Below are 22,354 nucleotides of genomic sequence, written 5' to 3' on the forward strand. Positions count from 1 at the left end.
GACGAGGAAGGGCCCGCCACGGAGGCTCGGTCCCATCTCCACGGCCCTCCACGAGCCGGGGTCCCTGCGGAAAACCGGCGGCGGCACCCGGCCGCCCCCTGCCACGATCGGTCCATGGCAAAGACACGCGACCGGCACCGCGCCTTCGAGGGCCTCGTCGCCGAGGGCGCGTCCGTGCCCACCGAGGGCTGGGACTTCTCCTGGTTCGAGGGGCGGGCCACCGAGGCGCGGCCCTCGTGGGGGTACGCGACGTCGATGGCCGGGCGGCTGGCCGGTGCGCATGCCGTGCTCGACGTCCAGACCGGGGGAGGGGAGGTCCTGGACTTCGCCCTCGCCAGGGCCCCGCGGCGGCCCCCGCTCACCGTCGCCACCGAGGGCTGGCCGCCGAACGTCGCCAAGGCCACCGCCCTGCTGCGCCCGCGCGGTGTCGCGGTCGTCGCCGCGCCGGAGGACGCGCCGCTGCCCTTCGCGGACGGGGCGTTCGACCTCGTCGTCAGCCGTCACCCCGTCCGCCCCCACTGGAACGAGATCGTCCGCGTCCTGCGGCCCGGCGGCACCTACTTCGCCCAGCACGTCGGGCCCGGCAGCGCCTTCGAGCTCGTCGAGCACTTCCTCGGACCCCAGCCGGAGGAGGCGCGCGACGCCCGTCACCCCGACCGCGAACGCGCCGCCGCCGAGGCCGCCGGCCTGGAGGTCGTCGACCTGCGTGCCGAACGGCTGCGCATGGAGTTCCACGACATCGCCGCCGTCGTCCACTTCCTGCGCAAGGTGGTCTGGATGGTCCCCGGCTTCACCGTCGAGGCGTACGAGCCGCAGCTGCGCGCCCTCCACCGGCGGATCGAGGCCGAGGGCCCCTTCGTGGCCCACAGCACCCGGCACCTCTTCGAGGCGCGCGCACCGCACGCCTGATCCGGTCAAGCCGCCCCCGGGAAGAGGGCCGGGTCCGGGCAGAGGACGGATCCGGTCCTCCTCCCGGGGCGGGCTCCCGTGGCCGCGCGGGCGGTACCGCGCGACGGAGGGGCCGCACCGTGCCCGTACCCCGCCGGGCCGCAGCCGGTGTCAAGCGGGTACGCACGGCGGCGTCACCCGTCCGGGGGGTACCAGGAGAAGTTGCCGTGTGTGTCCCCGGAGGCGTGAAATCCTCCGGATCCCACCGGGTGTCGCCCGATTTCCCTGGGAATCCGCGGCGTTCCGCCCGCCGGTCCACCCGGAACGAGGCGTTCCATGAACACCGCGCCGTCGCCGGACGAATTCGGAGAGTAATTGTTGGACGCCGATGCGCGCAGCATCCCTTACGAAGGGTTATGGTGGAAGCCCCCCCCCTCGGGCCGGTCCGTCTCCCCCCCACGGACCGGCCCGTTTTTTCGTCCTCCGGCCGGAGCCCGGGGCATGCCGGACGGGCATCCGGCACCCCGGTCCCCACGGCCCGTCCCATCCCCGCGGCCCGTCCCACCCCCACGGCCCGCCCCATCCCCACGGCCCGCCCCGGCGCCCCCCGTCGCCCCTGGTGCCGTCACCGTCGCCGCCCCGCCCGGCCGGGGACCGGCGAGGCGGTGGTTCCGGCGCCCGCGCGGCGCGGGCCGGCCGCCGCGGCCGTACGCCCGGCACCCGTTGCCCGTTCCCCGGTGCGTCGGGGGGTAGGCTTCGCTCCGGGGACTGCCATACGGACAGGGACCGCCCGCGGCCGAGACCGGGCCGCACGCCGGGGCCCGTCCGATCCGTACGGAGGGGCTGACAATCACGTGAACCTGCGCGACAAGCTGCGCGGCCTGCTGGTCAGGTTGTACGCACGCCGGGTGGAAGGCCACCTGGACCACGCTCAGGTGCCCAAGCACATCGGCGTCATCATGGACGGCAACCGGCGCTGGGCGAAGGCCGCCGGTTCCACCACCGCCCAGGGCCACCGGGCCGGTGCGCACAAGATCGAGGAGTTCCTCGGCTGGTGCACCGAGACGGACGTCGAGGTCGTCACCCTCTGGCTGCTGTCGACGGACAACTTCGACCGGCCGCAGGAGGAGCTCGTCCCGCTGCTCGGCATCATCGAGGACGTCGTGCGCACCCTCGCCGCCGACGGCCGCTGGCGCGTACACCACGTCGGCACGCCCGATTTGCTGCCGGCCGGGATGCAGCGCACCCTGAAGGAGGCCGAGGAGGCCACCGCGCACGTCGACGGGATAACGGTCAACGTCGCCATCGGCTACGGCGGCCGCCAGGAGATCGCCGACGCGGTGCGCTCCATGCTGCTCGACGCCCACGAGCGGGGCCTGTCGATGGAGCAGCTGGCCGAGCAGGTCGACGTCGACATGATCGGACGTCACCTCTACACCGGCGACCAGCCCGACCCCGACCTCGTGATCCGCACCAGCGGCGAGCAGCGGCTGTCCGGATTCATGCTCTGGCAGACCGCGCACTCCGAGTACTACTTCTGCGAGGTCTTCTGGCCGGCCTTCCGCAAGGTCGACTTCCTGCGCGCGCTGCGCGACTACGCCGCACGTCACCGCCGTTACGGCGGCTGACCGCCGCCCCCGCGCACCCCGCGCCGGGGGAGGACGTCACGAGGAGTTCACCGGGGCGCCGTCATATGCCGTTGCATGGCGGCGCGTGTTCGAGGGCATAAGTCAGACAGGTCGACACCCGAACCACGGGTGTCGGATCTCAGCGGGCGGCTCGGGGCCGTCCGCCCGGGAGGCCCTTTGCACCAGCCCGACCGTGCGGTCACAGCACGGAAGAAGCAGTGGAGGGCCGGTCCCCGGCCCGTGCATCGCGGCCGACGACCGGTCCAGCTCCACTCCGTCGCTCCCCGACCTCATCCGAGGGGGTACGTCCTTCCGTGGTGACCAGCGCAAAGCGCCACAAGCCAGACCGGCGCACCTATGTCCTCGACACCAGCGTCCTGCTGGCCGACCCGAACGCCCTGACCCGCTTCGACGAGCACGAGGTCGTGCTCCCCATCGTCGTGGTGACGGAACTGGAGGCCAAGCGGCACCATCCCGAACTCGGCTACTTCGCCCGGCAGGCCCTGCGCCTGCTCGACGACTACCGGGTGCGGTACGGCCGTCTGGATGCCCCGATCCCGATCGGGGACCTCGGCGGGACGATCCGTGTCGAGCTCAACCACTCGGACCCCGGCGTGCTGCCCAGCGGCTACCGCCTGGGGGACAACGACTCCCGCATCCTCGCGGTCGCCCGCAACCTGCAGGCCGAGGGGTTCGACGTCACCGTCGTGTCGAAGGACCTGCCGCTCAGGATCAAGGCGTCCTCGGTCGGGCTCCTCGCGGAGGAGTACCGCGCCGAACTCGCCATCACGGACGCCTCCGGCTGGACCGGGATGTCCGAACTGACCCTGCCCGGCGAACAGGTGGACATCCTCTTCGAGGAGGGGCGCATCCACGTGCCCGAAGCCGCCGACCTGCCCGTGCACACCGGTCTGACGATCCAGTCGGAGCGGGGCAAGGCGCTCGGCCGGGTGACGCCGGACGGCAACGTCCGCCTGGTGCGCGGCGACCGCGAGGCCTTCGGCGTCAAGGGGCGCAGTGCCGAGCAGCGGATCGCGCTCGACCTGCTCCTGGACCCGGACATCGGGATCGTGTCGTTGGGCGGCCGGGCCGGCACCGGCAAGTCGGCGCTGGCGCTGTGCGCGGGCCTGGAGGCGGTCCTGGAGCGCCGTCAGCACGAAAAGATCATGGTCTTCCGCCCGCTGTACGCGGTGGGCGGGCAGGAGCTCGGCTACCTGCCCGGCAGCGAGGCCGAGAAGATGAGCCCCTGGGCGCAGGCGGTCTTCGACACGCTGTCGGCCGTCACCAGCCGCGAGGTCATCGAGGAGGTCACCGCCCGCGGGATGCTGGAGGTCCTCCCGCTCACCCACATCCGCGGTCGCTCCCTGCACGACGCGTTCGTGATAGTGGACGAGGCCCAGTCCCTCGAACGGAACGTCCTCCTCACCGTTCTGTCCCGGATCGGCGCGAATTCGCGGGTCGTCCTGACCCATGACGTGGCGCAGCGGGACAATCTGAGGGTCGGCCGGTACGACGGGGTCGTCGCCGTGGTGGAGAAGCTGAAGGGCCACCCGCTCTTCGCGCACGTGACCCTGAGCCGGTCCGAGAGGTCCCAGATCGCCGCCCTTGTGACGGAAATGCTCGAAGACAGCCAGATCTGACCCGAGTATTCCCACACGACGGCCTTCCTCATCCCTTGGCGCCGTCCGGAAAGGCGTAGAGCCTAGCCGGGCGGCGCCGACGCGTGTGGTGGTTTCCTGAAATCCACGCGGACAAACGGGATGTGAGCTTTCACACGCACCATGGAATTGCCTTGCGGTGTCCCGTTGCGGCAGAGTCTCACTCCTGTCAGGCCCCGCATACGACACACCTGTATCCCCGGGGTGCCTCCGCGCTTGTCGTGGGGGAGGTACCGCACCACACAGGGGACACCAACTCCATAGCGTTGTCGTATGCCGCCCGAGTCACCACGCGGCGCTCCCCCCGCGGGAGTTGCCCACCGGGCCCGCGCCTCCCGTGACCCCGCAGTTGGGGAGGCCAGTGCCAGGGGCACGATTGCGTCCGCCAGGGTCACCGAAGCGGGCGATGCTGGAAGGAAACCGTGTGAGCCGGATCTCGGTCCGGGGATTCGCAGTGGCCTCGGCCACGGCGGTCACCGCCGTCGGAAGCGTCGTCGGCGTTGCCTCGGGCAGCACCGCGCAGAACAACGACGCCGAAGCGACGGCAACGGGCACCACGCTGCTCGCGGACATACCCGCCGGGCAGCAGGTACAGGTGCAGACCGCGTCCCTGACGCAGCAGGCCGACGCGCAGGCCATCGCCGCGGACGCGACAGCCAAGAAGGACGCCGAGGAAGCCGCCCGCAAGGCCGCCGCCGAGATCGCGATCGCCAAGAAGGCGGCCGCCGAGAAGGCGGAGAAGGCGGAGAAGGAAGCCAAGGAGCGCGCGGAGGCGAAGGCCGCGGCCAGCCGTGAGGCGGCCCGTGAGAACCTCAGCGTCGCCGTCAAGGGCTCCTACAGCATCGCCGAGATCCAGGCGATGGCCCGTCAGATGGTCCCGGCCGGCCAGTTCCAGTGCTTCAGCAACATCGTGGACCACGAGTCCGACTGGAACTACCGGGCCGTCAACCCGTCCTCGGGCGCCTACGGCCTCTTCCAGGCGCTGCCGGGCTCCAAGATGTCCTCCGTGGGCGCCGACTGGCAGACCAACCCCCTGACCCAGATCAAGTGGGGCCTGAACTACATGAACGAGCGCTACGGCAGCCCCTGCGGCGCCTGGTCGTTCTGGCAGGCCAACCACTGGTACTGAGCCCCCTTTCGGGCCCGGGGAGCCGTCCCGGCCCCCCGCCCGCCGCTCGGCCCGGCACAGCCCCTCCCCGTCCTACGGAGAGGGGCTTTCGCCATGTACGGTCGGACGGGCGACTCCAGGGGGAGTGGTGGGGAGATACGGGGGAAGAGGACGGATCATGTCGCGAGTGCCAGCGTGGCTCGGCCGGGTCGGTGCCCGGCTGACCGAGGTGAGCGAGCGGTTGGACGAGCGCCGCGCCGCGGTGGAGCGGGAGCGCGCGGAGACCGACGCCGAGCCCGGGACGCCGTCGGTGCCGCCCGGCGAGCGCGTGCCGCCGCCCCCCGACTACGCCCCCGCGGTGTCGGCCCGGCCCGATCCGGCGCAGGCCGTGCCGTGGGGGGTGCGGGTCGCGGCCGAGGCCGGCTGGCGGCTGCTGGTGCTGGCCGGCACCGTCTGGGTGCTGATGCGGGTCATCAGCGCCGTCCAGCTGGTGGTGCTGGCGTTCGTGGCCGCGCTGCTGATCACCGCGCTGCTGCAGCCGACGGTGGGACGGCTGCGGCGGCACGGGGTGCCGCGGGGGCTCGCCACCGCGCTGACGGCGATCCTCGGGTTCGTCGTGATAGGCCTGATGGGCTGGTTCGTGACCTGGCAGGTCATGGAGAACGTCGACGACCTCTCCGACCAGATCCAGGACGGCATCGAAGAGCTGCGCAGGTGGCTGCTGAACAGCCCCTTCCACGTCACGGACAAGCAGATCAACGACATCGCCTCCAACCTGCGCGAGGCGGTCGGCGCCAACACCGACCAGATCACCTCGGCGGGGCTGGAGGGCGTCACGGTCGTCGTGGAGGCCCTGACGGGCATCCTGCTGACGATCTTCTCGACGCTGTTCCTGCTCTACGACGGGCGGCGCATCTGGGAGTGGACGCTGAGGCTGGTGCCGGCGGCGGCGCGGCCGGGCGTGGCCGGTGCCGGGCCGCGGGCGTGGCGGACGCTGACGGCGTACGTGCGCGGGACGGTGATAGTGGCGCTGATCGACGCCATCTTCATCGGCCTGGGCATCTACTTCCTCGACGTCCCGATGGCCGTGCCGCTGGCGGTGTTCATCTTCCTGTTCGCCTTCGTCCCGCTGGTGGGCGCGGTCGTGTCCGGGGCGCTGGCGGTGCTGGTGGCGCTGGTGACGCAGGGGGTGTTCACGGCCGTCATGACGCTGGTGGTGGTGCTGGCGGTGCAGCAGATCGAGGGCCACATCCTGCAGCCGTTCATCCTCGGACGGGCGGTGCGGGTGCATCCGCTCGCGGTGGTGCTGTCGGTGGCCGCCGGGGGGATGGTGGCCGGGATCGGCGGAGCGGTGGTCGCGGTGCCCCTGGTCGCGGTGACGAACACGGTCGCGGGGTACCTGCGGGCGTACTCCCACGAGATGTCCGTACGGCACGCGCCGAAGCCGCGCGGGGCGACCGCCTCGGACGCGGCGGCGAAGGCGCCCGAGGCCGCCCCGGAGCCTTCGCCCGCCGGGCCGCCCGACCCGGTCGGCTGAGGGGACCGCGGCCCGCGACGACCGCGAATGAGGGGACCGCGGCCCGCGACGACCGCGAACCGTGCCGCGCCCGGGACCCGGGGACACGGCGACGGGGCCCGGCCACCGCATGGGTGGCCGGGCCCCGTGGTGATGACGGACCGCCGGCGGAACTACTCCGCCAGGACCGCCTCGGCGTCCAGCGTGACGCCGACCGCCTGGATCACGGAGGCGATCTTGAAGGCCTCCTGGATGGTCTCGCGCTCCAGGCCGGCCTTGCGCAGGACCTGCTCGTGCGAGTCCAGGCACATGCCGCAGCCGTTGATGGCGGAGACGGCGAAGGACCACAGCTCGAAGTCGACCTTGTCGACGCCCGGGTTGCCGATGACGTTCATCCGCAGGCCCGCGCGCAGGGTGCCGTACTCGTGGTCCGACAGCAGGTGCCGGGTGCGGTAGAAGACGTTGTTCATCGCCATGATCGCAGCGGCGGACTTCGCCGCCGTGTACGCCTCCGGCGACAGGTTCGCCTTCGCCTCCGGCTCCAGCTCACGCAGCACGATGGGGGAGCGCGAGGCGATGGCCGTGGCCAGCACCGTGCCCCACAGCTGCTGCGCCGGGAGGTCGGAGTTGCCGATGACCGAGCCCAGGTTGAGCTTCAGGTCCTTGGCGTAGTCCGGTATGCGCGACTTGAGGGAGTCGAGCGACACCTCACTCACCCGCCAGCAGCTTGACCGGGTCCAGGGTCTCGTCGCCCTTGGTCCAGTTGCAGGGGCAGAGCTCGTCCGTCTGGAGGGCGTCCAGGACCCGGAGGACCTCCTTGGGGTTACGGCCCACGGAGCCCGCGGTCACCATGGAGAACTGGATCTCGTTGTTCTGGTCCACGATGAAGACCGCGCGCTTGGCGTAGCCCTCCTCGTCCTCGATGCCCAGCGCCCGCATGAGCTCGTGCTTGGGGTCCGCCATCATCGGGAACGGCAGGTCACGCAGGTCGTCGTGGTCCTTGCGCCAGGCGTGGTGGACGAACTCGGAGTCGCCGGAGAAGCCGAGGACCTGGGCGTCGCGGTCGGCGAACTCCTCGTTCAGCTTGCCGAAGGCCGCGATCTCGGTCGGGCACACGAAGGTGAAGTCCTTCGGCCAGGCGAAGACGACCTTCCACTTGCCCTCGTAGGTCTTGTGGTTGATCGTCTCGAACTCCTTGCCCTTCTCCAGCGAGACGCAGGCGGTCAGTTCGAACTCGGGGAACTTGTCACCGACAGTGAGCACACGCTCTCCTTGCAGCGAAGAAGCACCCGTTTTACGGGTGTTTCCCATGGGTTGGACGATGTTGATGTTGGCACAGGGTGCATTGATTAGTGAAATAGCTACACTCGGTCGAGTTGATCGAGGTTGCTTATCAGTCACCTTTGGTGACGTGGAGTGAGGAGTGGGCCATGGGTGCGGGGAAGGCCAACGGGCGGCGTCAGCCCAGTCTCGCCCAGCTGCGCGCTTTCGCCGCCGTCGCCGAGCACCTGCACTTCCGCGACGCCGCCGCCGCGATCGGCATGAGCCAGCCCGCCCTCTCCGGAGCCGTCTCCGCGCTGGAGGAGACGCTCGGCGTCACGCTGCTGGAGCGTACGACCCGCAAGGTGCTGCTCTCGCCCGCCGGTGAGCGGCTCGCCGTCCGGGCGAAGGCGGTGCTGGAGGAGGTCGGGGCGCTGCTGGAGGAGGCGGAGGCCGTGCGGGCGCCGTTCACCGGGGCGCTGCGGCTCGGCGTGATCCCCACGGTGGCGCCCTACCTGCTGCCCACCGTGCTGCGGCTCGTCCACGACCGGTATCCGCACCTGGACCTCCAGGTCCACGAGGAGCAGACCGCCTCCCTCGTCGAGGGGCTCACCAGCGGGCGGCTCGACCTGCTGCTGCTCGCCGTGCCGCTCGGGGTGCCGGGCGTGGCCGAACTGCCGCTGTTCGACGAGGACTTCGTGCTCGTCACACCACTCGACCACGAACTCGGCGGACGGGAGGGGATCCCGAGGGAGGCGCTGAAGGAGCTGAACCTGCTGCTGCTCGACGAGGGCCACTGCCTGCGCGACCAGGCCCTCGACATCTGCCGGGAGGCGGGCCGCGAGGACGCCCCCGTCACCACGACCGCCGCCGGGCTGTCCACGCTCGTGCAGCTGGTCGCCGGCGGTCTCGGCTGCACCCTGCTGCCGCGCACCGCCCTGCGCCTGGAGACCTCCCGCAGCGACCAGCTCCTCACCGGCTACTTCGCCGACCCGGCCCCCGCCCGCCGCATCGCCCTGGCGATGCGCGCGGGCGCCGCGCGCGGCGCCGAGTACGAGGAACTGGCCACCGCCCTGCGCCAGGCCCTGCGGCCGCTGCCCGTACGGGTCCTGGACGACGACGCCTGACGGCGCCGGCGGCGCGCGGCCGCCGAGGGCGATCCGGCCTCCTCGCGCCGGTGCCGTCCCGCCGGCGCGTTCGAGGCGGCGGTGAGCGGCGGCCCTCCGGGGCCGGCGCCGACGGCCGCCGGTGCGGCCCGGAGCCGGCCCCCGCGTGCGCCGGCCGGGGCGGACCGGATCCCCGGGGAGAGCGTGACCGGCGGACGTGCCGCGCACTGCGCGCACCGTGCGGGCGCCGGGTGCGCGGGGCACGGCGGGGCGCGGCGGCGCGGGCGGGGCCGGCCGGCACGGCCGTGTCACGGGCGCTCGGGCGGCTTCCCCGGCGGCCGGCCGCGGCGGGGCAGGGGTCCGGCCTCGCCGGGCAGCCGCCCCGCCTCCGCCAGCGCCCTGCGCAGCAGGAACTCGATCTGCGCGTTGGCCGAACGCAGTTCGTCGTTCGCCCACCGCGCGAGCGCCTCGTACACCGACGGGTCGAGCCGCAGCAGCACCTGCTTGCGCTGCCGCGGCCGACGCCGCGGGGACGGATCCTCGGCGGGAGTGCTCACTGGTAGAGCGTCCCGGTGTTGAGGACCGGCTGGGCCGAGCGGTCCCCGCACAGCACCACCATCAGGTTCGACACCATCGCCGCCTTCCGCTCGGAGTCCAGCTCCACGATGTCCTGCTCGGCGATCCGGGCGAGCGCCGTCTCCACCATGCCGACCGCGCCCTCCACGATCTGCCGCCGCGCCGCGACCACCGCTCCGGCCTGCTGTCGCTGGAGCATCGCCGAGGCGATCTCGGGAGCGTACGCGAGGTGCGTGAAGCGCGACTCGATGATCTGCACGCCGGCCGCCTCCACGCGCGCGTGCAGCTCGACGGCGAGCTTCTCGGTGATCTCCTCGGCGTTGCCGCGCAGCGAGAGGCCGTCCTCCTCGTGGGCGTCGTAGGGGTACTCGATGGCGATGTGCCGCACGGCCGCCTCGGTCTGGGTGGAGACGAACTCGACGTAGTCGTCCACCTCGAAGGTGGCCTGGGCGGTGTCCTCGACCCGCCACACCACGACCGCGGCGAGCTCGATCGGGTTGCCGTAGGCGTCGTTGACCTTCAGGACGGCCGTCTCGTGGTTGCGCACCCGCGTCGAGATCCTGGTGCGCGAGGTGAGCGGGTTCACCCAGCGCAGGCCGTCCTGCCGGATCGTCCCCCGGTACCGGCCGAAGAGCTGGACGACCCGGGCCTCACCCGGCGCGACCATGTTCAGGCCGCACATGGCCAGGAAGGCCGCCAGGCCGACCAGGACGCCGGCGGCTATCAGGGCGGCCTTGGCGCCGGTCGCGGAGACCACCGTGGCGGCCACCACCATGCCGGTGCCGGCCAGCAGTCCCGCCAGGCCGAGCAGCAGGGCCAGTCCGCCGCCGATGCTGTGCGCCGGGAACTCCCGCACCCGCGGGGCGGGCATCTCGGGCAGGTCGGCCGTGAGCTGGGAGTCGTCTGTGGACATAGGGGATCCCCGTTCTCGCGCTGCGGCCGCACGGCGGGCCGTACGGCATGGCTTCCATCTAGCTAAGTGATATCACTTTATCGCGTCCCGGCAACCCCGCACCCCTCTCGGGCGTCGGTTCCTTTGGGGTGGGTGCTGATTGTCACGTCCACAAAAGACCGGATCGGCAGCCCTTTGTCATATCTCCCGGTGTTAGCTTTCTGAGCTGACCTCAGCGGCACACCTGTGTGACAGGTGCGCACAAGCGAACGAAGCGGAGCGGAACGGACCCATGGGACGAGCGGAAGAGAGACGCGCGCGACAGAGCGCCGGCCGCCGCGCGGCGCCCAGGCGCTCGTCCGGGACGCCGTCGGCCGGCGCCGGAGGAGGCCGGGCCGCGGCCCGCAGGGCGGCCGGACGCGACGGGAAGAGCGGCATACGCGCGCTGTTCACCTGGAAGAAGATCATCGGCACGTTCCTCGGGCTGTGCCTGCTGGGCATGGGCGCCTTCGTCGTGCTGTACATGGTGATCGACATCCCCGAGGGGAACGCCGACGCCAAACGCCAGAGCAACATCTACAAGTACGCCGACGGCACGGTCATGGCCCGCGACGGCAAGGTCAACCGGGAGGTCGTGGACCTGTCCAGGGTCCCCAAGGACGTCCGGTACACCTTCGTCGCCGCCGAGAACAAGACCTTCTACAAGGACGCCGGCGTCGACCTCAAGGGCACCGCCCGCGGCCTGTTCAACACGCTCGCGGGCCGGGGCGCGCAGGGCGGCTCGACCATCACCCAGCAGTACGTCAAGAACTACTACCTGACCCAGGAACAGACCGTCACGCGCAAGCTGAAGGAACTGGTCATCTCCCTGAAGCTGGACCGGGAGAAGTCCAAGGACTACATCCTCGCCGGCTACATCAACACCAGTTACTACGGCCGCAACGCCTACGGCATCCAGGCCGCCGCCCAGGCCTACTACCGCACCGACGCCGAGAACCTGACGGTCGAGCAGGGCGCCTACCTCGCCGCGCTGCTCCAGGCGCCGAGCCAGTACGACTGGGCGGTCGCCTCCGAGACCGGCAAGAAGCTGGTGACCGACCGCTGGAACTACGTCCTGGACAACATGGTCGAGGAGGGCTGGCTGGACGGGGCCGAGCGCGGCGCCATGAAGTTCCCGGTGCCCGAGCAGCCCAAGGGCGACCCCGGCCTGGACGGCCAGAAGGGCTACCTGGTGGAGGCGGCCAACGCGGCGCTGGAGCGGCAGCTGATCGCCGAGGGCGCCGCCGCGAACGCCAAGGAGGCCGAGGGGATGGTCAAGGCCGGCGGCTGGACCGTCACGCTCAACATCGACAAGAAGAAGCAGAGGGCGCTGGAGAAGGCCGTCAGGACGCAGCTGACCGGCAGGCTCGACCCGGACGAGCGCAAGGCCGACGCCGACGTGCAGGCCGGCGCGGTGTCCGTCGACCCCAGGACGGGCAAGGTCGTCGCGATGTACGGCGGCGTGGACTACCTGAAGCACTGGACCAACAACGCCACGCGCGACGACTACCAGCCCGCCTCCACCTTCAAGCCGGTGATCCTGGCCGCGGCCCTGGAGGAGGACGCCAGGACGCAGGACGGCAAACCGATCACCGCCGACACGATCTACGACGGCACCAGTGAGCGGCCGGTCGTGGACAACGGCCGCGAGGTCGGCTTCGCCCCCGAGAACGAGGACGACGAGAACTACGGGAAGATCACCGTCCAGACGGCGATGAACAAGTCCGTCAACTCCGTCTTCGCGCAGATGGGCGTCGACGTCGGCATGACGAAGGTGGTCGAGGTCGCGGGCAAGCTCGGCATGGAGACCGAGGGCATGCAGGCGGTGCCCGCGCAGACCCTGGGCTCCATGGGCGCCAGCCCGCTGGAGATGGCCGGCGTCTACGCCACCCTCGACAACCACGGCAGGAAGGTCACCCCGGCGATCGTCAAGTCGGCGGAGCACCTGAGCCACGCGGTCACGATGCCGGACCCGATCGGCGAGCAGGTCATCAGCCGGGAGGCCGCCGACACGGTGACGTCGGTGCTGACCGGCGTGGTCGACGACGGCACCGCCCGGGCGTCGGTACGGAACAACCCGCTGCGGGGCGGCCAGCAGGTCGCGGGCAAGACGGGCACCTCCGACAACAACAAGTCGGCCTGGTTCACCGGCTACACGCCCCGCCTGGTCACCTCGGTGGGCCTGTTCGGCGAGGACGACAAGCCGCCCCACCGGCAGGTCCCGATGTACGGGGCGGGCGGTGAGCCCCGCGTCAACGGCGGCGGCTTCCCGGCGCAGATCTGGGCGGCGTACACCTTCGGCGTGATGGGCGAGGTCAGCGAGTTCGACCTGAGGACCAAGCAGGGCGCGGCCGTCGAGCCGACATGGACCCCGACGGTCACCCGGCAGCCCACGACCCAGGCGCCGACGCGGGAGCCGACGACCGAGGCCCCCACGTCCGAACCTCCCACGAAGACCCCGTCGCAGACGCCGACGACCCAGTCCCCGTCGCAGACGCCGACCACCTCTCCCCCGCAGACCCCGACGACGGCACCCCCGACCTTCGGCATCCCGGAGCCGCCGCCGGAGCCGGACGAGGACGACAGGGCCTAGGGCTGTCGTCGAACTCCCGCCTGCCCCGCGACGCCCTGCACGCACTCTCGCCGCACCGGGCGCGGACCCGAGTACATCCCGTACGAGGGCCGGCGCCCGGCACGCCGGGAGCACGCACCCGACGCCGCGGGGGCCACCCTCCGGGCGGACGACGGGAGTTCGACGACAGGCCCTGGGAGACACCGGAAAGGGCGCCCGGCCGTCGCCGGGCGCCCTTTCCGGCGCGTACGGGGGTGCCGTGCGGCGAGGTCACGTGTGGTTCAGCTCGAACCACACCACCTTGCCCGTGCTCAGCCGGGTCGCGCCCCACCGCCGGGCCAGCCTGTTCACCAGGTACAGCCCGCGGCCGCCCTCGTCGGTCGCACGGGCCTGGCGCAGCCGCGGCAGCTGCGGGACGTCGTCGCCCACCTCGCAGCGCAGTACGTCGGTGCGCAGCAGGCGCAGGGTGACCGGGCGCGTCGCGTAGCGCACGGCGTTGGTGACGACCTCGCTGACCAGCAGTTCCACCGAGTCGGTGAGCTCCTCCAGGCCCCAGCGGGTCAGCGCCCGGCGGGCCAGGCGGCGGGCCCGGCCGGGGGCGGCGTCCTCCGGCTCCAGGAACCAGTACGCCACGTCGCTCGGCGCGATCCCGTCGAAGCGGGCGGCCAGCAGCGCGATGTCGTCGTCCCGGTCGCCCGGGCCGAGCATGTCGAGCACCTCGTCGCACAGGGCTTCCAGCGGCGGCGGATGATCGGGTCCGGTCAGCTGCGCGGTCGCGGCGAGCTTCTCGCGCAGCTGCTCTATGCCGGTCCACACGTCCCGCAGGCGCGACTCGACCAGGCCGTCGGTGTACAGCAGCAGGGTCGCCCCGGCGGGCGCGTCCAGCTCCACGGCCTCGAAGTCGACCCCGCCGACGCCGATGGGGGCGCCCGCCGGGACCCGCAGCACCTCGGCCCGGCCGCCCAGGTGCAGCAGGACGGGCGGCGGATGGCCGGCGTTGGCGATGGTGATGCGGTGCGAGACCGGGTCGTAGACCGCGTACAGGCAGGTCGCCATGCGGTCCACGCCGAGCCGCTGGGCCTGCTCGTCGAGGTGGTGCAGCACCTCCTGCGGCGGCAGGTCGAGCCCGGCCAGGGTCTGCGCGGTGGTGCGCAGCTGACCCATGATCGCCGCCGAGGTCATGGAGTGGCCCATGACGTCGCCGACGACCAGCGCGACCCGGCTGCCCGGCAGCGGGATGGCGTCGTACCAGTCGCCGCCGACCCGCGCGGTCTCCGCGGCCGGCAGGTAGCGGGAGGCCAGCCGCACGCCCGTGGGCCGCGGCAGCGTCTCGGGCAGCATGGTGCGCTGGAGCTCGTCGGCGATGTACGCCTCCCGGCCGTACAGCACCGCCTTGTCGATGCCCAGCGCGCTGTGCGTGGCGAGCTGGGCGGCCACCAGCAGGTCGTCGGTCTCGAACGCGACGCGCTCCGGGCGGCGCAGGAACAGCGCCGCGCCGATCACCCGGCGCCGGCCGCGCAGTGGGGCGAGGATCGCGCGCTGCCCGTCGGGCACGGCGAACCGGCTGCCGTCGCCGAGCAGTTCGGGCAGCGCGGCGCGGGCGGCGGGCGCGTCCGTGAACACCGGCCGTACGCCGCGCAGCACCTCGGCGAGCGCGCTGCCCGGCCGCACCTCGCACAGCTCGCTGCCGACCGTGTCCAGCTCGGACGGTTCCGGCTGGACGGCCGGCATGAAGCCGTTCTCGGTGTCGCGTTCGGCCGGGATGCGGTCGGTGCGGCGCAGCCGCAGCACCAGCGGGCCGGTGGGCCGCTCGTCCCCGACCGGCAGCGGGTCGCGCAGGTAGACCAGGATCGCGTCGGAGAAGGTGGGCACGGTGGCCCGGCACAGCCCCATCACGATCTCGTCGAGGTCGATGCCGCGGGCGATCCGCCGGGTCGCGGCGCCCACGAACCTCAGCCGGTCCCCGTCCCGCCGCATGGGCGCGGGCCGGCCGGGCGGCAGGGCCTGCCCGGTGCGCCGCTCCGGCCCGGCGGGGCCCTGCGGCGGCAGGTCCGGCTCGCCGGCCGGCTGGGCCGGGATGCCCTCGGGCACCGGCCGCGGCCGGTGGGCGTCGGGCTCGGCGGTCTGCTCGGCACCCGGCTGGGAGTGCTCGGAGCCGGGTGTGCTCGCGGGATTCATACCGTCCATGCCCTTGCCGCAGGGGGTGGGTGCGTCCGGCGTGACCGTGCCCGCCGCCGGAGGGACCCGTGTGGTCGTGCCCGGGGACGCGGTCGCGGCCGGCCCGGTGGGTTCACCGCCGGAGCGGGGCTGCGCCGGTAAGGCGGCCGCGCCGGGCGACGGGGACACCTCCCCGCCCGGACGGAGCGCAGAGCCCGGGGGAACCGGTGCCGGGGTACGCGCGAGCGCCCCGCGGGGCTCCGGCTCCGCGGGGTCCACGCCCGGCTGGGGGCGTTCGAGAGAGGTCGGCTGCTCCGTCACGCGTGTCGCATCCATCCGTCCGGGGCTGCGCGCCGTGCGCGCGGTTCGTCCCGCCGAAAATCCGATACCCGCAATACGTGCCCCGGGAACGGAATTCCCGCGTGGTCAGAGGTCCTGCCGGTGCGGCCGGCGGACCCTTCGCGGCCCCGAGGGCCCGCGGCCGGGGCCCCGCCCGCCCCGCGGCGCCCGGTACGCCCGCCGGCCGCGCCGCCGGGGCCGTCCCCGCACGCCCGGTACGAGGGCGACCCCCCGTCCCGCGGCCGCACGCACCGGACGCCGCGGGGTGCGCCCTGCGGGCGGACGGCGGGACCGTCCCCGCAAGCCTTTCCGGCGTTGCCCTCGTACCCCTCGCTCACGTCCTGCCGCCCCTCGGTGACGATCGGTCAAAACCAGCGCGTGCTCCGTCACTTGCCGCCGTGCGCCCTTGCGGAGGACGATCCTACGTTTCTTGCCCGGGGGCGCATCAAGGGTCTCATGAGGACACGTGCGCGGGCGTACGATCCCAGTCCTCCGGCAGTGACGGTACCGTCCAGGACGGGTCCGGGCGCCAGTGCTGCCACCCGTCCGAGAACGGCGGGCCCCAGGCGCGGATCACCTCCACCGCCGCCTCCCCCGCCCGCCGCACCCGCTCGGCGAGCCGGTCGTCCACCAGCCCGTCCCGCCGGGCCTGCGCGAACTCGTCCTCGTCCCGCCAGTGCCAGCTGCGGTCCGGGTGCACGGAGATGTCCAGGAAGTGGTCCACGGAGTCGACACCGCCCTCCCAGCGGGCCAGCGGCTCCTCCAGGTTCACGTACCAGTTCTTGAACCGCCAGCCCGGCTCCCAGAACAGCCACACCGACCACGGCTCACCCGGTCGCGCCAGCTTCAGCACCCCGGTACCGAACCACCGGTCCCGGGTGACGGCGCGCGGCTTGGTGTAGCGCGTCGCGAGCGGCTCCAGGTGCACCGGGGTGCCGTCGGCGAGCACCGGCCGCACGCACTCGGTGCCGGGCGCCATCCACACGGCGAGCAGGTCCTCGTCGTCGCGCACGACGGTGACGGGGCGCGCGATGTGGAACCGCGCGCCGCCGTTCTCCCGGTACCGCCACAGGATCTGCGTCCCCGGCGCCCAGAAGCCCGCCGCACCAGCCGTCGCCACGCGTCTCACCGCTCCGCCCTCCGCCATGGACAGATATTAGGTGCCATGGGCATACGACGCTGCGGCGGGCGTCACGGTTCACACCCCGGGCGCGAGGGGTGCCCGGGCGGTCACGGGTGCGTCATCCGCAGGACGTCCAGCGCCTGGTCGAGCTGCTCCTCGGTGAGGTCGCCGCGCTCGACGTAGCCGCTCTCCAGGACGACCTGACGGATCGTCTTGCGCTCGGCGAGCGCCCTCTTGGCGACCTTCGCGGCCTCCTCGTACCCGATGTACCTGTTGAGCGGCGTGACCACGGAGGGCGAGGACTCGGCGTACTCGCGGGCCCGTTCGCGGTCGGCCGTGATCCCGTCGACGGTCCGGTCGGCGAGCAGCCGGGAGACGTTGGCGAGCAGCCGGACCGACTCCAGGACGTTCTTGGCGATGACGGGCAGCATCACGTTGAGCTCGAAGTTGCCGGCCGCCCCGGCGGTGGCGACGGTCGCGTCGTTGCCGACGACCTGCGCGCACACCATCAGCACGGCCTCCGGGACGACCGGGTTGACCTTGCCGGGCATGATCGAGGAGCCGGGCTGCAGGTCGGGCAGGGCGATCTCCGCGAGCCCGGTGCGGGGCCCGGAGGCCATCCACCGCAGATCGTTCGCGATCTTGGTCAGTCCGACGGCGATGGTCCGCAGCTGCCCGCTGGTCTCGACGACCCCGTCCCGCGCGCCCTGCGCCTCGAAGTGGTTGCGGGCCTCGGTCAGCGGCAGCCCGGTGACGCGGGCGACCTCCTCGATGACGGCGGCGGAGAACCCGGGCGGGGTGTTGATCCCCGTGCCCACCGCCGTCCCGCCCAGCGGCAGTTCGGCGAGCCGGGGGAGGGAGGCCTGGAGCCGCTCGACCCCGTAGCGCACCTGGGCGGCGTACCCGCCGAACTCCTGTCCCAGCGTCACGGGCGTGGCGTCCATCAGGTGCGTGCGCCCCGACTTCACGACGTCGGCGAACTCCTCGGCCTTGCGCTCCAGCGAGGTCGCCAGGTGCTCCAGGGCCGGGATCAGGTCGCGCGTGACGGCGGCGGTGGCGGCGATGTGGAGGGAGGAGGGGAAGACGTCGTTGGACGACTGGGAGGCGTTCACGTGGTCGTTGGGGTGCACGGGCCGCCCCAGGCGCTCTCCGGCCAGGGTGGCGATGACCTCGTTGGCGTTCATGTTGGACGAGGTCCCGGACCCGGTCTGGAAGACGTCGACGGGGAAGTGCTCGTCCCACTTGCCCTCGGCGACCTCCCGGGCCGCCTCCTGGATCGCCTCGGCGATGTCCTCGTCGAGTACCCCGAGGCGCGCGTTCACCTTCGCCGCCGCGCCCTTGATGCGGGCCAGCGCCTCGATGTGGGCGCGCTCGATGCGCTGCCCGGAGACGGGGAAGTTCTCGACGGCGCGCTGGGTCTGCGCCCGCCACTTGGCGCCGGCGGGGACGCGTACCTCGCCCATGGAGTCGTGCTCGATGCGGTAGTCGTCGCTCATACCGGCTACAGCGATCGAGCGGGCGGCGATGTTCCGGGCGTGCGCCGGACGGGGCCCGCCGGCCCCGTCCGGCCACCGCGCCGCGCGCGGCCTGCGCCCGCCCCGGCGCCCGCACCGGGATCGAGGTGAACGTCGGCTGCGGCGCCGGGTCCTGGAAGAAGTCGTTCGGCGCGACCGCGACCGCGAACGCGACCGGGAGGCCGGCGGCGCGGCGGTCCGGGGAGCGGAGCCGCTCCGTCAGGCCGGTCGGCCCGAAGCCGCCGAAGCGACCCATTTCGACGTGGTCGGGGCGGTTCCGGGGCATGGATCATGTCCCGCGCGGGTTGTGTTCCGCTGTCGTACACCGGGCGCGGGGTGAGACCCGGCCGGTCGCGTACGCCGTACGCCGGTGACCGCGCGGAGCGTTCCGTCCGGGCTGAGCAGCAGCCGGCCGGCCGGGCGCGGTCCGGGGGCGACGACCCGGCCGCGTTCGTACCGCGGGGATGCGCACGACGGGGCCCGCACCCGGGTGAGTGCGGGCCCCTGTCCCGCGGTCAGGGGGACTCCACCAGGAACCGGACGCGGTCCACCGCGAACTCGCCGTAGTGGAGGGCCGACCCGATGGCCTCCGTCCTCTGGTACTGGTCCGGGGACAGCGTCGCACCGGCGGCGTTCTCCACGGCCTTCAGCAGCACACGGAACGCCAGGTCCGGCGTGCAGCCGCAAGGGCTCTCTGCGCGCGTCAGGAGGGCGTCACGCCAGGCCGGGCCCCCGGACGGGGATGCTGGTGAACGTCGGCTGCGGCGCCGGGTCCTGGAAGAAGTCGTTGCCCTTGTCGTCCACGACGACGAACGCCGGGAAGTCCTCGACCTCGATCTTCCAGACGGCCTCCATGCCGAGCTCCTCGTACTCCAGGACCTCGACCTTCTTGATGCAGTCCTGCGCGAGGCGGGCGGCCGGGCCGCCGATGGAGCCGAGGTAGAAGCCGCCGTGGGCCGCGCAGGCGTCCGTGACCTGCTTGCTGCGGTTGCCCTTGGCGAGCATGACCTTGGAACCGCCCGCCGCCTGGAACTGCTCGACGTAGGAGTCCATGCGGCCGGCCGTGGTCGGGCCGAAGGAGCCGGAGGCGTAGCCCTCGGGGGTCTTGGCCGGGCCGGCGTAGTACACCGGGTGGTCCTTGAGGTACTGCGGCATCTCCTCGCCCGCGTCCAGCCGCTCCTTGATCTTGGCGTGCGCGATGTCACGGGCCACGACCAGCGGGCCGGTCAGGGACAGGCGGGTCTTCACCGGGTACTTGGTGAGCTCGGCCAGGATCGCGTCCATCGGCTGGTTCAGGTCGATCCGGACGACGTCGCCCTCGTCCAGCTGCTCGTCCGTGGTGTCCGGCAGGAAGCGGGCCGGGTCCCTCTCCAGCTGCTCCAGGAAGACGCCCTCGGCGGTGATCTTCGCGACGGCCTGGCGGTCGGCGGAGCAGGAGACCGCGAGGGCGACCGGGCAGGACGCGCCGTGGCGCGGGAGGCGGACGACGCGCACGTCGTGGCAGAAGTACTTGCCGCCGAACTGGGCGCCGATGCCGAGCCTCTGGGTGAGCTCGAAGACCTTCTCCTCCAGCTCCTTGTCCCGGAAGCCGTGGCCGAGCGGCGAGCCCTCGGTCGGCAGGTCGTCCAGGTAGTGCGCGGAGGCGTACTTCGCGGTCTTCAGCGCGTACTCGGCGCTCGTGCCGCCGACGACGATCGCCAGGTGGTACGGCGGGCAGGCGGCCGTGCCCAGCGAGCGGATCTTCTCCTCCAGGAACTTCATCATGGAGGCCTCGTTCAGGACGGCCTTCGTCTCCTGGTAGAGGAACGACTTGTTGGCGCTGCCGCCGCCCTTGGCCATGAACAGGAACTTGTAGGCGCCGCCGTCGGTGGCGTACAGCTCGATCTGGGCGGGGAGGTTGGAGCCGGTGTTCCTCTCCTCCCACATGGTCAGCGGGGCCATCTGGGAGTAGCGCAGGTTGAGCTTGGTGTAGGCGTCGTGGATGCCGCGGCTCAGGGCCTCCTCGTCGCGGCCCTCCGTCAGCACGTTCTGCCCGCGCTTGCCCATGACGATCGCCGTGCCGGTGTCCTGGCACATGGGGAGCACGCCCGCCGCCGCGATGTTCGCGTTCTTCAGCAGGTCCAGCGCGACGAACTTGTCGTTGGGGCTCGCCTCCGGGTCGTCGATGATGCGCCGCAGCTGCGCGAGGTGCGCGGGGCGCAGGTAGTGCTGGATGTCGTGGATGGCCTCCTCGGCCAGCTTGCGCAGCGCCTCCGGCTCCACCTTCAGGAACGTCCGCCCGTCCGGCCCCTCGACCGTGGAGACACCCTCCGAGGTGACCAGCCGGTAGGGGGTGGTGTCCTCTCCCAGGGGAAGCAGATCGGTGTACGCGAACTCAGGCATGTCGCCCATTCCTCACTCGACAGACGGCCGCTGGCCTCCATTGGCAGCGCCCACCAGCGTAGGACCTGGGCGCGGCGGCGGACTTGTGAGGTTCTCCTCAGTAGGGGGTAGTCGCGATCTATCGCGTTTCGGTAGGCTGCCGTCGTGGACCTTCAGAAGCACACCGACCTGCGTGCCTCGGACGCCGACCGCGACCGCGTCGCCGACATCCTGCGCGAGGCCCTGGCCGAGGGGCGCCTCACCGCCGACGAGCACGCCGAGCGCGTCGAGGGGGTGCTGAGCGCCAAGACGGTCGGCGAGCTGGACGTCTTCATACGGGACCTGCCCGCCGCCCACCGGCCCCGGACCGCCGCCCCGGCCCCGAACCGGCCCACCCTCGGCGCGATCCCGGTGGATCCCGACGACAACGTGGTCGCGGTGTTCAGCAGCGCCGTCCGCAGGGGCCGCCGGCACACCGGGCGCCGCATCCACGCGTACGCGGTCTTCGGCAGTGTCGAGATCGACCTCAGCGAGGCGCTCTTCGACCACCAGCAGGTCGTGGTCAAGGCGGTCTCGGTCTTCGGCAACGTCGAGGTCCGCGTCCCGGAGAACGTGTCGCTGCGCGGGATGGGCGGCGGGGTGCTCGGCAACTTCGAGGTGGACACGCTCGATTCGGCCGACCCCGAGGCCCCCGTCGTCTACGTCGACGGCTGGGCGGTCCTGGGCAATGTCGAGGCGCGGCCCAAGCGCGGCAGGATCGTGGCGGACATCCTCGACCGCGTGCAGCGCAAGGTCGACCGGAGTCTGCGCAGGCACCTGGGCCACTGACGGCCGTGCGGCGGGGCGGGTGCGCGGCGGCGCGGTCCGCCGGCGGCAGCAGTCAGCGGGCCGGGTGCACCGGCGGTCGGGAACTCAGTGCATAGGCGCGCGTACAGCGGGTAGGGCTTGCTGCATCGTCTCTCGCTCGCGAAGCCGTCGTCAGGAGTAGACCGTGCTGCAACCGCCGCGTTCGTCCCTGCAGGTAGCTGCCGTTCCGGCCCAGCGGGTGACAGCGCGAGACAGGGACCAAGACGTGCCGTGGCACACCGATGCGGTGTGCCGGCGCGACGAGGCAGGCCTGTTCTTCGCGCCCTCCAAGGAACCCACCGCGGCCCGGCTCTCCCGCGAGGAGGCGGCGAAGCGGGTCTGCGCCCGCTGTCCGGTGATGGTCGAGTGCCGTGAGCACGCGCTCCTCCAGCCCGAGCCGTACGGCGTCTGGGGCGGCCTGACCGCCGCCGAGCGCCGGGTGGTCCTCGCCCGGCGCCGCCGCCGCGACGTGGAGCTGAAGAAGGCCGCCCGCGCGGCGAACCGCATAGCGGCGGCCGGCTAGGACCTGTCGTCGAACTCCCGTCGTCCGCCCGCAGGACGGGTCCCGCGGCGTCGCGTGCGTGCTCCCGGCGTGCCGGGCGCCGGCCCTCGTACCGGATGTACTCGGGTCCGCGCCCGGTGCGGCGAGAGGGCGTGCAGGGCGTCGCGGGGCAGGCGGGAGTCCGACGACAGGCCGTGGCACGCACGGAAAGGGCGCCCCCTCCGCACAGGGGGCGCCCTTGGTGACGTCGGCGGCCGTCCGGCGCCGAC

General features: G+C 72.5%; 18 protein-coding genes. 9 read left to right on the top strand and 9 right to left on the bottom strand.

From position 1 onward, the window contains the following. Positions 1 to 114: 114 nt before the first annotated feature. The 5 genes from AB0L29_RS12505 (at position 115) to AB0L29_RS12525 (ending at position 6,819) form a co-directional block, all read left to right on the top strand. Positions 115 to 909 carry a class I SAM-dependent methyltransferase gene (locus AB0L29_RS12505; protein WP_365826174.1) on the top strand — a complete coding sequence of 265 codons (795 nt, stop codon included), beginning with the start codon at positions 115 to 117 and terminating at the stop codon, positions 907 to 909. 833 nt (positions 910 to 1,742) lie between these two features. After that, positions 1,743 to 2,516 carry an isoprenyl transferase gene (locus AB0L29_RS12510; protein WP_365826176.1) on the top strand — a complete coding sequence of 258 codons (774 nt, stop codon included), beginning with the start codon at positions 1,743 to 1,745 and terminating at the stop codon, positions 2,514 to 2,516. A 314-nt stretch (positions 2,517 to 2,830) separates the two neighbouring features. After that, complete coding sequence (locus AB0L29_RS12515) at positions 2,831 to 4,156, top strand: PhoH family protein (RefSeq protein WP_365826177.1); 1,326 nt, start codon at positions 2,831 to 2,833, stop codon at positions 4,154 to 4,156. Positions 4,157 to 4,598: 442 nt separating this feature from the next. Then, complete coding sequence (locus AB0L29_RS12520) at positions 4,599 to 5,303, top strand: transglycosylase SLT domain-containing protein (RefSeq protein WP_365826179.1); 705 nt, start codon at positions 4,599 to 4,601, stop codon at positions 5,301 to 5,303. Between the two features lie 157 nt (positions 5,304 to 5,460). Continuing rightward, entirely contained in the window at positions 5,461 to 6,819 is a 1,359-nt protein-coding gene (locus AB0L29_RS12525) for an AI-2E family transporter (protein ID WP_365826181.1), read from the top strand. 152 nt (positions 6,820 to 6,971) lie between these two features. On the opposite strand, the gene AB0L29_RS12530 is transcribed toward AB0L29_RS12525, so the two are convergent. Then, on the bottom strand, positions 6,972 to 7,505 hold the full coding sequence (locus AB0L29_RS12530) for an alkyl hydroperoxide reductase (protein ID WP_365826380.1): 534 nt from the start codon (positions 7,503 to 7,505) through the stop codon (positions 6,972 to 6,974). A 1-nt stretch (position 7,506) separates the two neighbouring features. Continuing rightward, positions 7,507 to 8,061 carry a peroxiredoxin gene (locus AB0L29_RS12535; protein ID WP_365826183.1) on the bottom strand — a complete coding sequence of 185 codons (555 nt, stop codon included), beginning with the start codon at positions 8,059 to 8,061 and terminating at the stop codon, positions 7,507 to 7,509. A gap of 167 nt (positions 8,062 to 8,228) precedes the next feature. Here AB0L29_RS12535 and AB0L29_RS12540 point away from each other — a divergent pair, with 167 nt between their 5' ends. Beyond that, positions 8,229 to 9,185: a LysR substrate-binding domain-containing protein gene (locus AB0L29_RS12540; RefSeq protein WP_365826185.1), complete on the top strand. Its 957-nt coding sequence runs from the start codon at positions 8,229 to 8,231 to the stop codon at positions 9,183 to 9,185. A 287-nt stretch (positions 9,186 to 9,472) separates the two neighbouring features. Here the strand turns inward: AB0L29_RS12540 and AB0L29_RS12545 are convergent, their stop codons facing one another. Together AB0L29_RS12545 and AB0L29_RS12550 are read right to left on the bottom strand one after the other, a co-directional pair. Next, entirely contained in the window at positions 9,473 to 9,721 is a 249-nt protein-coding gene (locus tag AB0L29_RS12545) for a hypothetical protein (protein WP_365826187.1), read from the bottom strand. Beyond that, complete coding sequence (locus AB0L29_RS12550; protein WP_365826189.1) at positions 9,718 to 10,653, bottom strand: SPFH domain-containing protein; 936 nt, start codon at positions 10,651 to 10,653, stop codon at positions 9,718 to 9,720. Before AB0L29_RS12550 ends, AB0L29_RS12545 begins: the two co-directional genes overlap by 4 nt. A gap of 271 nt (positions 10,654 to 10,924) precedes the next feature. Here AB0L29_RS12550 and AB0L29_RS12555 point away from each other — a divergent pair, with 271 nt between their 5' ends. After that, positions 10,925 to 13,264 (top strand): transglycosylase domain-containing protein, encoded by a 2,340-nt coding sequence (locus tag AB0L29_RS12555; protein ID WP_365826191.1) that lies wholly within the window; start codon positions 10,925 to 10,927, stop codon positions 13,262 to 13,264. A 249-nt stretch (positions 13,265 to 13,513) separates the two neighbouring features. Here AB0L29_RS12555 and AB0L29_RS12560 read toward each other — a convergent pair whose 3' ends face one another. From AB0L29_RS12560 to AB0L29_RS12580, 5 genes are all read right to left on the bottom strand, one after another. Further along, a complete protein-coding gene (locus AB0L29_RS12560) occupies positions 13,514 to 15,736 on the bottom strand; it encodes a SpoIIE family protein phosphatase (protein ID WP_365826193.1) in 2,223 nt (740 codons plus the stop codon). A 457-nt stretch (positions 15,737 to 16,193) separates the two neighbouring features. Then, on the bottom strand, positions 16,194 to 16,886 hold the full coding sequence (locus tag AB0L29_RS12565) for a DUF402 domain-containing protein (RefSeq protein WP_365826195.1): 693 nt from the start codon (positions 16,884 to 16,886) through the stop codon (positions 16,194 to 16,196). Between the two features lie 83 nt (positions 16,887 to 16,969). Continuing rightward, on the bottom strand, positions 16,970 to 18,358 hold the full coding sequence (locus AB0L29_RS12570) for a class II fumarate hydratase (protein WP_365826197.1): 1,389 nt from the start codon (positions 18,356 to 18,358) through the stop codon (positions 16,970 to 16,972). 533 nt (positions 18,359 to 18,891) lie between these two features. Then, complete coding sequence (locus tag AB0L29_RS12575; RefSeq protein WP_365826199.1) at positions 18,892 to 19,032, bottom strand: hypothetical protein; 141 nt, start codon at positions 19,030 to 19,032, stop codon at positions 18,892 to 18,894. Positions 19,033 to 19,090: 58 nt separating this feature from the next. Then, positions 19,091 to 20,758, bottom strand: a complete 1,668-nt coding sequence (locus tag AB0L29_RS12580) for a fumarate hydratase (protein WP_365826201.1) — start codon at positions 20,756 to 20,758, stop codon at positions 19,091 to 19,093. A gap of 144 nt (positions 20,759 to 20,902) precedes the next feature. Between AB0L29_RS12580 and AB0L29_RS12585 the strand changes: the two genes are divergently transcribed. Then, on the top strand, positions 20,903 to 21,565 hold the full coding sequence (locus tag AB0L29_RS12585) for a DUF1707 domain-containing protein (RefSeq protein ID WP_365826202.1): 663 nt from the start codon (positions 20,903 to 20,905) through the stop codon (positions 21,563 to 21,565). A gap of 163 nt (positions 21,566 to 21,728) precedes the next feature. Further along, positions 21,729 to 22,106: a WhiB family transcriptional regulator gene (locus AB0L29_RS12590; RefSeq protein WP_365826204.1), complete on the top strand. Its 378-nt coding sequence runs from the start codon at positions 21,729 to 21,731 to the stop codon at positions 22,104 to 22,106. Positions 22,107 to 22,354: the final 248 nt, after the last annotated feature.

The sequence above is a fragment of the Streptomyces sp. NPDC052701 genome (assembly GCF_040678355.1).
Classification (GTDB): domain Bacteria; phylum Actinomycetota; class Actinomycetes; order Streptomycetales; family Streptomycetaceae; genus Streptomyces.

Bases quoted from the DNA above. Each gene is read 5' to 3' on its own strand.
- AB0L29_RS12555 (WP_365826191.1), top strand. From the start codon at position 10,925: ATGGGACGAGCGGAAGAGAGACGCGCGCGACAGAGCGCCGGCCGCCGC.
- AB0L29_RS12505 (WP_365826174.1), top strand. From the start codon at position 115: ATGGCAAAGACACGCGACCGGCACCGCGCCTTCGAGGGCCTCGTCGCC.
- AB0L29_RS12525 (WP_365826181.1), top strand. From the start codon at position 5,461: ATGTCGCGAGTGCCAGCGTGGCTCGGCCGGGTCGGTGCCCGGCTGACC.
- AB0L29_RS12550 (WP_365826189.1), bottom strand. From the start codon at position 10,653: ATGTCCACAGACGACTCCCAGCTCACGGCCGACCTGCCCGAGATGCCC.
- AB0L29_RS12560 (WP_365826193.1), bottom strand. From the start codon at position 15,736: ATGGATGCGACACGCGTGACGGAGCAGCCGACCTCTCTCGAACGCCCC.
- AB0L29_RS12565 (WP_365826195.1), bottom strand. From the start codon at position 16,886: ATGGCGGAGGGCGGAGCGGTGAGACGCGTGGCGACGGCTGGTGCGGCG.
- AB0L29_RS12580 (WP_365826201.1), bottom strand. From the start codon at position 20,758: ATGCCTGAGTTCGCGTACACCGATCTGCTTCCCCTGGGAGAGGACACC.
- AB0L29_RS12570 (WP_365826197.1), bottom strand. From the start codon at position 18,358: ATGAGCGACGACTACCGCATCGAGCACGACTCCATGGGCGAGGTACGC.
- AB0L29_RS12540 (WP_365826185.1), top strand. From the start codon at position 8,229: ATGGGTGCGGGGAAGGCCAACGGGCGGCGTCAGCCCAGTCTCGCCCAG.